This is a genomic window from Pseudarthrobacter sp. NPDC058329 (assembly GCF_042879835.1).
In the GTDB taxonomy this organism is placed as follows: Bacteria; Actinomycetota; Actinomycetes; order Actinomycetales; family Micrococcaceae; genus Arthrobacter.
In genome coordinates this window covers 105,275-119,629 of sequence record NZ_JBHVZR010000010.1, presented here as the reverse complement: position 1 = coordinate 119,629, position 14,355 = coordinate 105,275, and the positions used below count along the sequence as shown (strand labels likewise).

Below are 14,355 nucleotides of genomic sequence, written 5' to 3'. Positions count from 1 at the left end.
AGCTGCATCACTTGCGCAGTTCGCCCACCACGTAATCGATGCTGGCCAGGAGGGCGGAAACGTCTGCGGGCTCGATGGCCACGAACGTTGCAATGCGCAGCTGGTTGCGGCCGAGCTTGCGGTACGGCTCGGTGTCCACGATGCCATTGGCGCGCAGGACCTTGGCCACCACTGCGGCATCCACGGTCTCATCGAAGTCGATGGTGGCGATGACGTTTGAGCGCTCGTCCGGGTTGGTGACGAACGGAGTGGCGTAGTCCGAGGCGTCCGCCCAGCTGTAGATACGGCCGGCAGAATCTGCCGTGCGGGCGGAAGCGAAGCCGAGGCCGCCGTTGGAGTTCAACCACTGCACCTGGACGTCCAGGGTAACCAGCGTGGACAGCGACGGGGTGTTGTACGTCTGGTTCAGGCGTGAGTTGTCAATGGCCGTCTGCAGATCCAGGAAATCCGGAATCCAACGGTCGCTGGACTTGATCCGCGCTGCGCGTTCCAGGGCGGCAGGGGAGAAGAGGCCAAGCCAAAGCCCGCCGTCGGAGGCAAAGTTTTTCTGCGGGGCGAAATAGTAGACATCGCTCTGGGCAACGTCCACGTCCAGTCCGCCTGCCGCGGACGTGGCGTCGACGAGCACCAGTGCGCCCTCGTCGGCCCCGGCAACGCGCTGCACGGGGGCTGCAACGCCGGTGCTGGTCTCGTTTTGCGGCCAGGCGTAGACGTCCACGCCTGCTTCGGCCTGGGCCGCCGGGCGTGTGCCGGGGTCAGACTTGATGATGGAAGAGGAATCCAGGAAGGGCGCCTTGTTGGTTGCCGCGGCGAACTTCGAGCCGAACTCGCCGAAGGACAGGTGCTGTGCCTTCTTCTCCACAAGGCCGAAGCTTGCAATATCCCAGAACGCCGTGGAGCCGCCGACGCCGAGTACAACTTCGTACCCTTCGGGAGCGCGGAAGAACTGGCTGAGGCCCTCGCGGACGGAGCCAACGAGGTTCTTGACCGGGGCCTGCCGATGCGACGTGCCCAGGATGTTCCTGGACGCCGCGGACAGCGCATCGATCTGCTCCGGCCTGACCTTCGACGGCCCGGCGCCGAACCGTCCATCCTTGGGCAGAAGGTCGGCGGGGATCGTGATGCTGGTTTCGCTCACAGGTGCTCCAATTTCGGCATGGACACGGCTTTTGGTCCGGACGGGTGTTGGTGGCCGGCAGCCGGTGACGGCTGCAACCAGGGCCTCCCTTATTCTGCCCTGTTGGGCTGTTTCAGCGGGAACCGGAACCGTCATAGTCCATCCAATGAGACGCTCCCACCGCCATCTTCAACTATTTGGACAAAGTCAAAATAGGCTAAGCTTTTCCACGGACTACGCCGCGTTGAAGGCGGTACGGTGGGACAACGCAAGGTACTGCGCTCGAGGAGCTGAGCTGGATGACGGATCTGATCGATACTACGGAGATGTACCTTCGGACCATTCTGGAGCTCGAGGAAGAGAACATTGTTGCCCTTCGGGCGCGCATTGCCGAACGGCTGCGGCACTCCGGGCCGACCGTTTCCCAGACCATCGGCAGAATGGAGCGGGACGGCCTGGTGGTGGTGTCGGGTGACCGCCACCTGGAGCTTACGGAGACCGGCCGGAAGCGCGCCACGGAAGTGATGCGCAAGCACCGCCTGGCTGAACGGCTCCTCGCCGACGTTATCGGGCTGGACTGGGCCTACGTCCACGATGAAGCCTGCCGCTGGGAACATGTGATGAGCGAGCGGGTGGAACGGCGCATCTACGAGTTGCTGAACCACCCCACCGAGTCTCCGTACGGGAACCCGATTCCCGGGTTGGCTGCCTTGGGTGGCGGGCCCTCCCTTGGCTTCGCGGATGGAGCGATCAGCCTCCTGGAAGCGATGAAGTCCTATGGTCCTGCCTCCGCTGTAACTGTCAGCCGGCTTGCCGAGCCTATCCAGGTGGAGCCTGAACTGCTCTCGCAGCTGGACGAGGGCGGCATCCGGCCAGGGGCTGCTGTGTCGCTGGAGCGGGTGGGCGACTACATCTCCGTCCGGGTTCCGGGTATCGAAGGAGCGCTTGAACTGCCCCCCGAGGTGGCCGCGCACGTGTTCGTAGCAATCCGCTAGAGAGCCTGATGTCCGCTTCCCTACCCCATGTGAGCTGGGCTACGCAAAGATAACGGAATTGTTACTTTGGGCCTTAAGCCTCTATAGTTGAACCGAAGCGTTGATATTAAAGCGTTACCTGATCTGGAGCCGAGCTCTGCCAGCGGATCGGGAGCACGAGTCGTAACTGGCAGAGGCGGGGGAACCACACACGGCAGCCGGGGGACTGCCTTGGGGTGAAGTCCGTCAGCAGCAAGCCTCTTCCAGTGAAGGATTCCTCCGGGGATATCTCTGTGCCGAAGCTTGCTTACGGCGGACCGGGTCTTTGAACTCTCTGACCCGAATCCGACAGCTAACTTCGCAGGCTTTCCAGAGAGGAACCCTTCTTGACCATGCAGAATCCCAGGGGACGCCGCCGCGCGGCGGTCCCTGCTTCGACACCGCGCGTTGTCGAAGTCATCACCTCGGAACGCCCCCGCGATCCGCACCGTGATGCGCGCCGGCGTCGTGGTCCCTTCCGCCAGATCACAGAGTTTGCTGCTGCCAGCGGGATCGGCCAGAAGGCCGGCGTCGCCTTGGCCGCCACCGGACTGGTGCTCACCGTGACCGTACCGGCGACCAGTCCCGTGATGGCCACCGACGCCTCAGGATCCTCTCCTGTTGCAGCGTCCTCTGTTGCCCCGCAGCCCCAGGTTTCCGCGGAAGCGGAAGCCCAGATCGACTTCAGCCGTTCTGCTGTGGTCACGCAGGCGGACCCGGACGGGAAGCTGAAGCAGCTGCTCAGCGCCCAGTCCGCAGGCGCCATCACCCGCGCCGCTTCCGCCGGAAGCCTCGGTGCCCCGCTCGCTGCAATGAGCACTGCCTCGCCGTTCGGCTACCGCGTCAGCCCGATCACGGGTGGCTCCGGTGACTTCCACCGCGGACAGGACTACGTTGCCCAATGCGGCACCTCGGTTCTGGCTGCGGCTACCGGAACCGTTACTTTCGTTGGCTGGCACCAGTACGGTGGCGGCAACCGGGTGGTGGTGGACCACGGCAATGGCCTGGAAACCACGTACAACCACCTCTCGTCCTTCAGCGTGAAGGAGGGGCAAACGGTATCCCGCGGGGATGTTGTGGCCCTCAGCGGCACCACAGGAGCCTCCACGGGCTGCCATCTGCACTTCGAGGTCCAGGTCAACGGCGAAGTCGTTGACCCGACCGGCTGGCTCTGAGTCAAGTGACGGTGAGCTATCAAATGATGTTGACCTGCCGTGACCTGAATGTGACATTCGTTCGAAACTGCTGTACCGTCTAACTCGCGTCAACTTTTCCGAAGTTGACGCTCTTGTGCGGATTGCCTAACTCTGCCACCGCTCAAGGTCCGTTCGCATTTCATCGTCTGGCAGGGGCGGGGGAACCAATTTTGGCCTTCGAGTCTGAAGGCCTTGGGGTTAAGTCGCAAAAGCTTCCCAGAAGCCGCGCGGCCGGGTGACTCCCATCCGAATCCGACAGCTCACCTCGTAGGCATTGGGAGAGGCTACCTTCGTGTCTTCACGCCATAATTCTGCGCGCCACCGTGCGCAAACGGTTCGTACCAACCCCCTGGACACCATGTCCAAGGCTGTTAGTGCCAATGCCGGGACGGTAGGTCGCCAGGCTGCAGTTATCGCAGCTGCATCCGGCCTCATCCTGACCATGGGCCTGCCGGCCAACGCCGCGGATACCACCGCTGGTGTCTCCGCTTCCACCGAGTCCGGATCGCAGCCGGCCCTCGCCGTAACTGCGGCGCCCACGGCTACCGTTTCCTTCGAGCGCCCGGTGGTCAAGACCACCGCAGCGCCGAAGATCGAAACGGTGCGGACGCTGTCCACCACCTCCGGTAACCGGGCTGCCACCACCGGCAACACGGCAGCCACCACCGCTGCAGCTCCGGCATCCGCTGAAGAGAAGCTCGCCGAAACCGTCGCCTCGGCTTCCACCTCCGGAATTGCTGCCATCGCGTACACCGGCATCGGCCGCCCGTACGTCTGGGGCGGCACCACCCCCAACGGCTGGGACTGCTCCGGCTTCACCCAGTGGGTTTACGCCCAGGCCGGCATCAGCATCCCCCGCGTGAACGCGTGGACCGCAATGAAGCCCACGTCCACGCCGCAGCCCGGTGACCTGGTCATGCAGAACGGTGGCGCACACGTTGGCATCTACGTCGGCAACGGCATGATGATCAGCGCTTTGAACCCCTCCCAGGGAACGCTGCTGCACTCGGTAGCTGCTACCGGCACCTCCTCGTTCTACACCATGAACTAGTTCTTCGACCTCACGGTCCAAGGGCTTTTTCTTTGCCCAAACACGCTTTTCGCTAAATCACCACATCCCCGTTCGGGGCGTGCCGGCGTACCCCCAAGATGCCGGCGCGTCCAGTCCCCTTCGGCTGCCTACCGGCGGTGTGAAGGACAACGAAAGAGAGAACTGATGACTACTCGTGCAACCGCACGGCACCGCGCCGAGGTCACCAAGACCAACTCGCTGGCCATCATTGCCAAGGCTGTCGGCGACAACGCCGGCGGCGTAGGACGCCAGGCAGCTGTTATCGCAGCCGCTTCCGGCCTGGTCCTGACCAGCGGCCTCGCCGCCAATGCTGCTGACGCCAACGTTCAGCGGGACTCCGCTCCGGCTTCCACCCTGGAAGTTGAGTCAACGGTTGAAGCTCCGATCTCCGCTGCTTCCACCATCGCCATCTCCTTCGAGAAGCCTGCTGTGACCACCACGCCGGCTCCCGTTGTGGAAGCCCCGGAGCCCGAGGTTGAGGTTCAGGAAGCCGCTCCGGCGCCTGCTCCCGCCGCAAAGACGGCGGCTGTAGCCAAGGTGACCGCCACGGCTCCGGCTGCCGCCGCCCCCGCTGCTCCCGCCTCGGCAAGCGGCAAGGGTGCAGCCATCCTGTCCGCCGCCTACGCCCAGCTCGGCGTCACGCAGGACTGCACCATGCTGGTGACCAACTCCCTGGCTGCCGTGGGCATCAACTTCCACGACTGGCCGGCAGGCTACCTCGGCCTGGGCCGCACCGTGAGCGCTGCCGAGGCTCAGCCGGGCGACCTCATCTACTACGCCAACGGCGGTTCCGGCATGGCCCACATCGCTGTCTACGCCGGCAACGGCCAGGCAGTCCACGGTGGCTACAACGGCAACCAGACCGTTGTGTTCAGCGCCAACGTAGGTTCCGGCCCGGTATTCATCCGCGTCAACTGACACCTCGCAGCCGCGCTTGCGCGGTTGAGCAGTACCGAACACAGGACCCCCGCCGCCGCGGCAGGGGTCCTGTCTGTTTAACCCCGCGCAGCTGCGGGCGGTCCACCCCGGCAATTGCCGGATACAGCAAGCCGGGACCCGCAATTAGCTGATAATGCACTTCTTTGTTTACTCTTGTGGTGTCGATCCATAGCCCGGACCATGCCGAGGGCAGCCGGCCCTCGTGCCCCTGACGGGTGCGGCCGTGAAGAGGTACGTGCATGCGCACTCTCGTTCTGAATGCTGGATATGAACCGCTGGCGGTTATTACTTTCCGCCGGGCGCTGGTGCTTGTGCTCACGGGCAAGGCAAGCGTTGTGGCTGAAGGGGAGGACCCCGTAGTGGGCCCCCAGGAGATTCTGGGCCGCCCGTCCGTGATCCTCCTGAACCGCTACATCCGCCCCAGATACAACCAGTCCACTGCCGTCAGCCGGCGCGGTGTGCTCAGACGCGACGGGCACAAATGTGCCTACTGCGGAAAAGCTGCGCACACCATCGACCATGTCCACCCAAAGTCACGCGGAGGAGCCGAATCCTGGGAAAACCTGGTGGCTGCCTGCCTGAGGTGCAACAACGTCAAAGGTGACCACACCCCGGCGGAAATGGGCTGGAAACTGCGGTTTGTCCCTGAGCCTCCGCATGGGACCATCTGGCAGATCAAGGAACTTGAAAAGCCGACGCCGGCCTGGGATCCGTTCCTGCTGCCCGAGCGCGCTGCCTGATTCAACGTTGGGCGCGGCCACCCCCGGACTAGGCTGGGGGAGTGGAGCAATACCGGTTGGACTTTGACGCCCTGATCCTGGCCGGCGGCCGGTCATCCCGGCTGGGCGGGGTACCCAAGCAAGGGCTGGTCTTCCAAGGTGCCACCCTGCTGGAGAAATCCCTGGCCGCGGCCGCCGGGGCGTCCCGTGCGGTAGTGGTTGGTCCGGATCCCGGTCTGCTCCCCGAGGGAGTGCTCTCCTGCCGCGAGCAGCCGGTGTTTGCCGGACCCGCTGCCGCTGTGGCCGCTGGCCTGGAGGCGCTGGCGAATGCCGGCAGCGGAAGCGCCTTTACCCTGGTGCTGGCTTGCGACATGCCCCGGATCTCGTCAGCGGTGCAGGTGCTGAGGAAAGCCCTTGAATCAAGGGAGTTTCGGGCCGACGGACTCATGGCGTGCGGCGAAGACGGCAGGTCCCAGCAGCTCGCCGGGTTTTACCGCACAGACGTGTTAACAAGGGCGGTCAAGGAACTGGCGTCGCGTGATGCCTTAATCAGCGGTTCCATGCGTGCGCTCCTTGCTAGTCTTGACCTGCAGCTTGTCACCGTCCCCACCGGTTCCACCGACGATGTGGATACCTGGGATGATGCCGCCGCACTAGGAGTTGACGCCGGCAGCCGGGACCCGTTCCCGGACCGGCGCGGCAGCAGTTGAATTGGGAGGCAGTACGTGAAAAGCCAGGATGAAACGCTGGAGGAATGGTGCAGGTCCCTGCTTCAGGCCTATGAGCTGGAAGACGTACAGGTGGACGTCAATGCCATCCTCGCCCTCGCTGGTGTAGCAGCCCACTCCGTTGTGCGGCCGGCGGCGCCGCTGACCACCTTTATTGCCGGCTACGCCGCTGGCCTGGCCTCGGCCGCCGGAAGCAGCACAGATGCCGCGTCCATGGAAGGGGCCCTGGCCGTGGCGCGTTCCCTGGCCACCGACTACGATGCTGAAGCCGCCGGGACTCCCGGCGAATGACTGCGGAACCCGGGGAAGAACGGAGTTCAACGGACCCGCCGGAGGCACCGCGGCACCTGGCCCACACCTGGGACGAAGCACGGCTGGCCGCGTTCGAAGCAGCCACGCCCATTCCATCCGGACCGGTTCCCCTGCATTTGGCCCTTGGCCGCAGGCTGGACCAGGACATTGCGGCCCTGCAGGACATGCCCCACTACGCGTCCTCGGCCATGGACGGCTGGGCGGTTAACGGGACCGGCCCGTGGATCCTGGTGGAACCCGGTACACGGCTGGCGCCCCACCAGGCCAGCCTCATTGTCACCGGCGGGCTGATCCCGCCCGGCGGCAGAGCGGTGCTGCGCAGCGAGAGCGCCCTGCTGGGCACCGACGACGACGGCCTGCCTGTCCTCATGACCGGCGGAAGCGCCCGGCCCGGCGAGCCGCGCAACGGCCAGCACATCCGGAAAGCCGGGGAGGAAGCCCTGGCCGGGGACGTACTGGTCAAGGCAGGAGTGGTGCTCAACCCTGCCCATCTCGCGCTGGCCGCGCTTGCCGGTTATGACGAACTGCAGGTCCAGGGAAAACCCCTGGTCCGGTTGCTGCTCACCGGCTCCGAAGTCGTCGACCACGGAGTGCCGGTCCCCGGCCAGGTGCGGGACACTTTCGGGCCACAGCTGCCGGCTGTGGTGGACCTGCTGGGAGGCATCGCGGGGGAACAGCAGAGGATCGGGGACTCCTACGACGAATGGCTGGCCGCCCTCGAGGACGTTGTACCCGAGGTGCCCGGCGCTCCGGACCTGCCGGCCGACGTCGTTATCACCACGGGCGGGACGGGCCTCTCAGGCACGGATCACCTCCGCCAGGCGGTGGCGGAACTGGGCGGCAGGCTTGTCATCGACGGTATCGCCATGCGGCCAGGACACCCTGCTGTCCTGGCGGAACTGCCGGACGGCCGATTTGTGCTCGGCCTTCCGGGAAACCCGCTCGCCGCGATGATGGCGCTGGTCACTGTAGGTGCGCCCCTGCTCGCTGCGCTGGGCCACGGCAACCTGCCGCCGGTGCACGAAGTACCCTGCGGAAGCATCATCGAACCCGATCCTGGGCGCACGCGCCTGATGCCCTTCAGGCTTCTCTATGGGATGGCGTCGCCGGCGCAGCACACCGGCCCGGGCATGATGCGCGGGCTGGCGTCGGCCGACGGGGTGATGGTGGTGCCGCCGCACGGGGTGCAGCTCGGCGAGCCCGTGCCGGCAGTGGCGCTGCCGTGGGGACCACCCATCCCTGCAGTCGCAGATCCTGCCGGCAAAGCAAAGGCCAGGACTGCGGCACGGCCGGGCAGGACGGCCGCCAAACCCGCGGCCAAGGGCCCGGTGGACTGGAGCGCGCTTCTTGGCTGATGACGCACCCGGCACCGCAGGCCCGACTGGTATCCCGCCCCGGCAGTTGCCATGATGGACTAATGAATAGGCAGGGGTGGCAATGGGCCGCGTGACCCAGCGCCGCAAGGTGCACAAGTATGTCCTCGACGGATCGCCGAAGGCCCTGGAGTTTCCGGTACGCCACCGTGAGGACGTTCTCGCCGTTGAAGAGCCGCTGGAGATCCGGCTGGGCCGGCTCTCCTTCTCTGTCACCATGCGGACGCCAGGGGACGACTTTGACCTGGTGGCCGGCTTCCTGGTGTCCGAGGGCATCATCTGGGACTCCGGGCAGCTCGTGTCATTGCGTTTCTGCGCCGGTGAGGATGAGAACGGCGTCCAGACGTTCAACGTGGTGGAGGTCCAGCTGCGGCCCGACGTCACAGTCCCGGACATTGGCCGCCACATTTATACGTCAAGTTCCTGCGGCATCTGCGGGACTGATTCCATTGATTCAGTCCAGAAGTCCTCGCACTACAGCCCCGCCGCGGATCCGCTGACCATCGACGCGGAGCTTCTCGCCTCGCTGCCCGCTCTCCTGCGGAAGTCCCAGCGCCTTTTCGAGGATACCGGGGGAGTGCACGCGGCCGGGCTGTTCAAGATCCAGGACGACGGCGGCGTGGAACTTTTGTGCCTTCGTGAAGACGTGGGACGCCACAACGCCGTTGACAAGGTAGTGGGCTGGGCGCTGCGCGAAGGTCTCCTGCCGCTCCGCGGCACCGTGCTCCAGGTTTCAGGGCGGGCGTCCTTTGAGCTGGTGCAGAAAGCGGCGCTCGCCGGGATTCCGGTGCTGGCAGCAGTGAGCGCTCCGTCAAGCCTTGCCGTGGAACTGGCGGAAGCCAGCGGCCTGACGCTGGCCGGGTTCAGCCGCGGAACCAGCCTCAATATCTATGCAGGCGATCACCGGATCGTCAGGCCGCTGGCCCAGGCCCCCGCCGGCGCCCGTCCCTGACTTCCGGATTGTGGCGCGGCCATTTTTTCGGAAAACGCTTTTTTGGGGATGTTCTCCGGAGGCATTGGCGAGTAAGCTACCAGCGGGTAGTTTTATCCACCGAATGGACACCTTGGTCCACGTTTACATCGCTGAAGAGGGCCAACATTGCATGACGACCGCCGGATCACGGAAGTCCGCCTCGAAAGATTCGTCCGCGAACGCATCAACCCCGCCGTGTACAGCCGGAGCCTTCCCCTCACCCTGAGCAGCTGGGACGTACCGGACGAACCCGTCCCGGCCCTCGAAGCCATGCGGCAGGAATTCCAGCCGCAGGAACCCTGCGCTCCCTGGGGACAGCCGTGGGGTACCAAGTGGCTCCGCCTCCAGGGCGAGGTCCCCGAGTCCTGGGGCACGGAACCGGACACCACCGTTGAAGTGGTGGTGGACCTCGGTTTCACCATCGAAGTGCCCGGCTTCCAGTGCGAGGGCATCGCCTGGCGCGCCGACGGGACCATCATCAAAGCCGTCTCGCCCCGGAACCAGTACATTCCCGTGAAGCTGTTGGGAGGCGGCATGGCGGTGGACTTCTACGTGGAGGCCGCAGCCAACCCCGACGTCGCCCAGGGCTGGACGTTCGCGCCCACGCCGTACGGCGATAAGTCAACCGCCGGCACGGCACCCCAGTACAGGCTGGGCACCATAGCCATCGCCGAGCTGAACCAGAATGTTTGGGAACTCCAGCAGGACGTCTGGACCCTGTCCGGACTGATGGCGGAGCTGCCCCTGGAGCTGCCCCGGCGGCATGAGATCCTTCGAGCGCTTGAGCGCATGATGGACGTGATGGATCCCGACGACATTGCCGGGACCGCGGCAGCTGGGCGGGAAGCCCTCGCCGGGGTGATGGCACGGCCTGCGTACGCTTCGGCGCACCAACTCGTTGCCACCGGCCATGCACACATCGACTCGGCCTGGCTGTGGCCCGTCCGGGAGACCATCCGCAAATGCGCCAGGACGTTCTCCAACGTGGTGGCGCTGATGGATGAATACCCGGACTTCGTTTTCTCCTGCTCCTCGGCGCAGCAGCTGGCCTGGATCAAGGAGTACTACCCCGAACTTTTCGGACGGATCCGGGAAAAGGTGCGGGCAGGGCAGTTCGTGCCGGTCGGCGGCATGTGGGTGGAGTCGGACACCAACATGCCCGGCGGCGAGGCGATGGCACGCCAATTCGTGGAGGGAAAGAGCTTCTTCCTGGCCGAATTCGGCGTGGACTGCCAGGAAGCGTGGCTGCCGGACTCCTTCGGATACTCCGCAGCCCTGCCCCAGATCGTCAAATCCGCCGGCAGCCGGTGGTTCCTCACCCAGAAAATCTCGTGGAACCAGACCAACAGGATGCCGCACCACACCTTCAATTGGGAGGGAATCGACGGCACGCGGCTCTTCACGCACTTCCCGCCGGTAGACACCTACAATTCCCAGCTCAGCGGACGCGAACTCGCCCACGCCGAGCGGAACTACCGCGACCACGGCCGCGGTACGGTGTCGCTGGTGCCCTTTGGGTATGGCGACGGCGGCGGCGGCCCCACCCGGGAAATGCTGGCAGCCGCCGCCAGGACAGCGGACCTGGAAGGCTCACCGAAGGTACGGATCGGATCCGCCGAGAGCTTCTTTAAACAGGCCGAGGACGAATATCCGTCATTGCCGGTGTGGGTGGGCGAGATGTACCTCGAGCTGCACCGCGGCACGTACACCAGCCAGGCCCGGACCAAGAAGGGCAACCGGCGCAGCGAACACCTGCTGCGCGAAGCGGAACTCTGGTGTGCAACGGCCGCAGTCCGCACCGCCGGCACCTACGCCTATCCCGCCGTCGAGCTTAAGAGGCTGTGGCGGCTGGTGCTGCTCCAGCAGTTCCACGACATCCTTCCGGGCAGCTCCATTGCCTGGGTGCACCAGGACGCAGAACGCAATTACCAGGCAATCGAGGCCGCCCTCGAAGCACTCATCGCCCAGGCAGCACAGGCAGTGCTGGGCCGCGGTGACCGGCAGTTCCTCCTGAACGCAGCGCCGCATGCCCGCGACGGTGTGCCGGCGCTGGCAGCGGGCGTACCGGTGTCCCCGCCGGTACCGTCCCGGGCCGCAGCCCACGGCGCCGGCTTCGTTCTGGACAACGGCATCATCCGGGCAGTTTTGGATGCGGACGGCCTGCTCACATCCCTGCGGGACCACGCTACCGGCCGCGAGGCGATCGCCCCGGGGGAGCGCGGCAACCTGCTGGAACTCCACCGGGACACCCCCAACGAGTGGGACGCGTGGGACATTGACGAGTTCTACCGCCGCAACGTCACGCCGTTGACGTGCGCGGAGTCAGTGTGGCTCGAGGACGGGGACGGCGGGGCTGCCGTAGTGGTGGAGCGGATGGCCGGGTCCTCCGCCATTACCCAGCGCATCAGCCTTGCTGCCGGAAGCCCTTCGCTTTCCATCACCACGTCAGTGGACTGGCAGGAGCGGGAAAAGCTGTTGAAGCTCGGATTCGCCCTGGATGTACGGGCGGACCGGTCTGCGGCGGAAACGCAGTTCGGGCACGTCTTCCGCGCCACGCACACCAACACGTCCTGGGAAGCGGCCAAGTTCGAAATCTGTGCGCACCGCTGGATCCACGTGGCAGAGCCGGGCTACGGCGTCGCCGTTTCCAACTCGTCCACCTACGGCCACGACGTCACCAGGAGCATCAGGGAGAACGACGGCGGCACCACCACCACAGTGCGGATGTCGCTGTTGCGTGCCTCGAAGTTCCCCGATCCGGACGCGGACCGCGGACGCCACGAGCTCACGGTCACTGTCCGCCCCGGCGCCGACATTGCCGATGCTGTCCAGGAAGGCTACCGGACAAACCTTGCTCCGCGCCTGGTCACCGGCGCCTCTCCGGTTGAGCCGCTGTTTTCCGTGTCCAACCCGGCGTTGGTCATCGAGGCCGTAAAGCTGGCGGAGGACGGCTCCGGAGATGTGATTCTCCGGTTGTACGAGTCGTTGGGGCAGCGTTCGGCCGGAAGTGTCACTGCGAACTTCCCGCTACGGCGGGTCACCACCGTTGACCTGCTGGAGCGGCCGGATAAGGCCACCGGCGTGGAAGCCGGTCCGGACGGAGCGGAACTGGAGCTTCGGCCGTTCCACCTGGTGACCCTCAGGTTTGTCCGCGGCAGGCAATAGGCCCGGCGCCGGGCAGGAATCTGCGCAGGACTACAGAAAAGGGGCCTTAAATGGCTGAGTGGGGGCGGTCCCCAACGGCCGCCACCACTCATCCCCCCAAAGCGTGCAAAGGCCCCCAGGGGCTGCATTCGTTCAAGAAAGTATCCCCGTTCGTAAACGCCCGGCAACCCCCACCTTCACACATTCATGATTGTTTCACATTCTAATGATTTTGTGAAAGCCCAAAAGGTTACGTTTCGGTAGATGTCCTCGCCAGCCCGAAACTCTTGCTGTTTTTTACCCTTGCTGCCCAGATGAGGGCCAGGCCAACAACAAAACAGAGCACTGCGGTGTAGTTAACGACGAATTCCACGGCGCCCCACTCAGGCGGCACCACGGGGAACAGCAGGGTCAGGGCGATGGCAACTCCGCCGACGGCCAGAAGCGCGGCGGCGAGCCGGACCAGCACGGGCAGCCTGCTTCCCACTGCACGGACCATGGCGGGAAGCAGGACGAGGGAGACGTAGGAGGGGTAGGCCCGCCCGGCTGCGCCGTAGTATTCCACCAGGGCGCCGTGCCTCTGGTCCTTCCCCGCCACAGCACTCAGGCCGGCAGAGGAACCGGCTGTGTCCATCATAAAAAACACGCCCACCATCACCAGGGAGAGAACCAGGAGCACCAGCATGCCCGCCTTTCCGGTGATGAGCCGGTAGGCATGTTCTGCTCCAAAGCCGCGGGTCACCCGTATCCCCACGAAGTAGATCGTGGCGAAGATGACGAAGCGCAACAGCAGGTTCGCGAGGTTGACGCCCCCCAGCGCTGTGTCCACCGCAGTGTAGGGCGCCTCGATGCTCAAAAGTATCGCTGCGGTCATCAGGGCGAAGATATAGAAGAGGGACCTGTTCTCACCACGCAGCGCGCTGGGTATCCGCGCCGCCGCGATCAGGCCGCACGTGGCCAGCGTTGACCACTGAAGGATTTCGATCATCCCAGGTTCTCCCAAATCTTTTCTGTTTGCGCCTGGTCATGTTCCTGGCGGCGTAGGACCTTGCCCAATGCCTGCAGCCGATCACCGGACAGGACGGCGAGGTCGCCGTCGGACAGGCTGTCCAATGCTGCCTGGCGTGCATCGGGAGGCCAGCCGGCCTCTTCCTCCGTGATCAGGCCGGTGGCCACCAGGCCGCTGGCTGCTGCAACGCCTGCCGCCCTGGCCGTGGCCACGGCCAGCTCCGCCGATAGCCGGTTGGCAGTCAGTTGCGCGGAGTAATTCTGTGGGGCGATGCCGGTAGCGGCCGAAACGCGGTGCCGCACTTCGCCGTCGTCAATGGCATCAACCCAGTTTTTGACGGAAGTGGCGTGCGGCGCCGGCGATAAGGCGGGCGGCCTGTCGCCCGGTTCCCCGGCCTGGTCCATCCCCGGGCGGGCCAGCATGGCGCGCAGGAGGTCGGCGGTGGAAATCTGGCTGACCAGCTCCGAGCGGGCCGGCGGCGGCTGGGGAGCGGCGAGCTCCCGGTACGGTTCGAAGTCCGCCAGTGCCGTCACCGGGTTGATGTTGTAGGCGCGGCTGATACTGACCACGGTACTTACTGAGACTTTCCCGCGGACCAGCTGTTGTGCCAGGGTGGTCCGCTTGATACCGGAGATCCTGCAGACGTCTGCCGTGCTGGCATCCGGCGCGATGCCTTGCAGCCAGCGCTGGAACGCCTTGGCGGGGAGGGTCATGGAGGGCTCTCTGCAGAACGGATGGTGTGTCGATTTTAGCCTGCCGT

Annotated in this window: 13 protein-coding genes and 2 riboswitches; of the genes, 10 read left to right on the top strand and 3 right to left on the bottom strand. The window is 65.2% G+C overall.

Going from position 1 to position 14,355, the window contains the following annotated elements:
• Nucleotides 1–7: 7 nt before the first annotated feature.
• Nucleotides 8–1,138: a phosphoserine transaminase gene (serC, locus tag ACFVYC_RS14220; protein ID WP_387551098.1), complete on the bottom strand. Its 1,131-nt coding sequence runs from the start codon at nt 1,136–1,138 to the stop codon at nt 8–10.
• A gap of 278 nt (nt 1,139–1,416) precedes the next feature.
• Here serC and ACFVYC_RS14215 point away from each other — a divergent pair, with 278 nt between their 5' ends.
• The 10 genes from ACFVYC_RS14215 (at nt 1,417) to ACFVYC_RS14170 (ending at nt 12,607) form a co-directional block, all read left to right on the top strand.
• Complete coding sequence (locus ACFVYC_RS14215; RefSeq protein WP_387551095.1) at nt 1,417–2,112, top strand: metal-dependent transcriptional regulator; 696 nt, start codon at nt 1,417–1,419, stop codon at nt 2,110–2,112.
• 117 nt (nt 2,113–2,229) lie between these two features.
• Nucleotides 2,230–2,473: riboswitch (cyclic di-AMP (ydaO/yuaA leader) on the top strand.
• A gap of 10 nt (nt 2,474–2,483) precedes the next feature.
• Nucleotides 2,484–3,305, top strand: a complete 822-nt coding sequence (locus ACFVYC_RS14210) for a M23 family metallopeptidase (protein ID WP_387551213.1) — start codon at nt 2,484–2,486, stop codon at nt 3,303–3,305.
• Between the two features lie 113 nt (nt 3,306–3,418).
• A riboswitch (cyclic di-AMP (ydaO/yuaA leader) is annotated at nt 3,419–3,614 on the top strand.
• 70 nt (nt 3,615–3,684) lie between these two features.
• The gene (locus tag ACFVYC_RS14205) at nt 3,685–4,377 is read left to right on the top strand and encodes a C40 family peptidase (protein ID WP_387551210.1); all 693 of its coding nucleotides are present in this window, start codon (nt 3,685–3,687) and stop codon (nt 4,375–4,377) included.
• Nucleotides 4,378–4,542: 165 nt separating this feature from the next.
• Entirely contained in the window at nt 4,543–5,316 is a 774-nt protein-coding gene (locus ACFVYC_RS14200) for an NlpC/P60 family protein (protein WP_387551092.1), read from the top strand.
• Nucleotides 5,317–5,576: 260 nt separating this feature from the next.
• Nucleotides 5,577–6,077, top strand: a complete 501-nt coding sequence (locus tag ACFVYC_RS14195) for an HNH endonuclease (protein WP_387551089.1) — start codon at nt 5,577–5,579, stop codon at nt 6,075–6,077.
• Nucleotides 6,078–6,118: 41 nt separating this feature from the next.
• Nucleotides 6,119–6,766, top strand: a complete 648-nt coding sequence (locus ACFVYC_RS14190; RefSeq protein ID WP_387551086.1) for a molybdenum cofactor guanylyltransferase — start codon at nt 6,119–6,121, stop codon at nt 6,764–6,766.
• A 15-nt stretch (nt 6,767–6,781) separates the two neighbouring features.
• Nucleotides 6,782–7,075 (top strand): DUF6457 domain-containing protein, encoded by a 294-nt coding sequence (locus ACFVYC_RS14185; protein ID WP_387551083.1) that lies wholly within the window; start codon nt 6,782–6,784, stop codon nt 7,073–7,075.
• Nucleotides 7,072–8,451 (top strand): molybdopterin molybdotransferase MoeA, encoded by a 1,380-nt coding sequence (locus ACFVYC_RS14180; RefSeq protein ID WP_387551080.1) that lies wholly within the window; start codon nt 7,072–7,074, stop codon nt 8,449–8,451. The genes ACFVYC_RS14185 and ACFVYC_RS14180 overlap by 4 nt, the downstream gene beginning before the upstream one ends.
• 82 nt (nt 8,452–8,533) lie before the next feature.
• Nucleotides 8,534–9,421, top strand: coding sequence for a formate dehydrogenase accessory sulfurtransferase FdhD (fdhD, locus tag ACFVYC_RS14175; protein ID WP_387551077.1), 888 nt, complete (start codon nt 8,534–8,536; stop codon nt 9,419–9,421).
• A 147-nt stretch (nt 9,422–9,568) separates the two neighbouring features.
• Entirely contained in the window at nt 9,569–12,607 is a 3,039-nt protein-coding gene (locus ACFVYC_RS14170; protein WP_387551074.1) for an alpha-mannosidase, read from the top strand.
• 229 nt (nt 12,608–12,836) lie between these two features.
• On the opposite strand, the gene ACFVYC_RS14165 is transcribed toward ACFVYC_RS14170, so the two are convergent.
• Together ACFVYC_RS14165 and ACFVYC_RS14160 are read right to left on the bottom strand one after the other, a co-directional pair.
• On the bottom strand, nt 12,837–13,574 hold the full coding sequence (locus ACFVYC_RS14165) for a hypothetical protein (RefSeq protein ID WP_387551071.1): 738 nt from the start codon (nt 13,572–13,574) through the stop codon (nt 12,837–12,839).
• A complete protein-coding gene (locus tag ACFVYC_RS14160) occupies nt 13,571–14,308 on the bottom strand; it encodes a hypothetical protein (protein WP_387551068.1) in 738 nt (245 codons plus the stop codon). The genes ACFVYC_RS14165 and ACFVYC_RS14160 overlap by 4 nt, the downstream gene beginning before the upstream one ends.
• Nucleotides 14,309–14,355 lie beyond the last annotated feature (47 nt).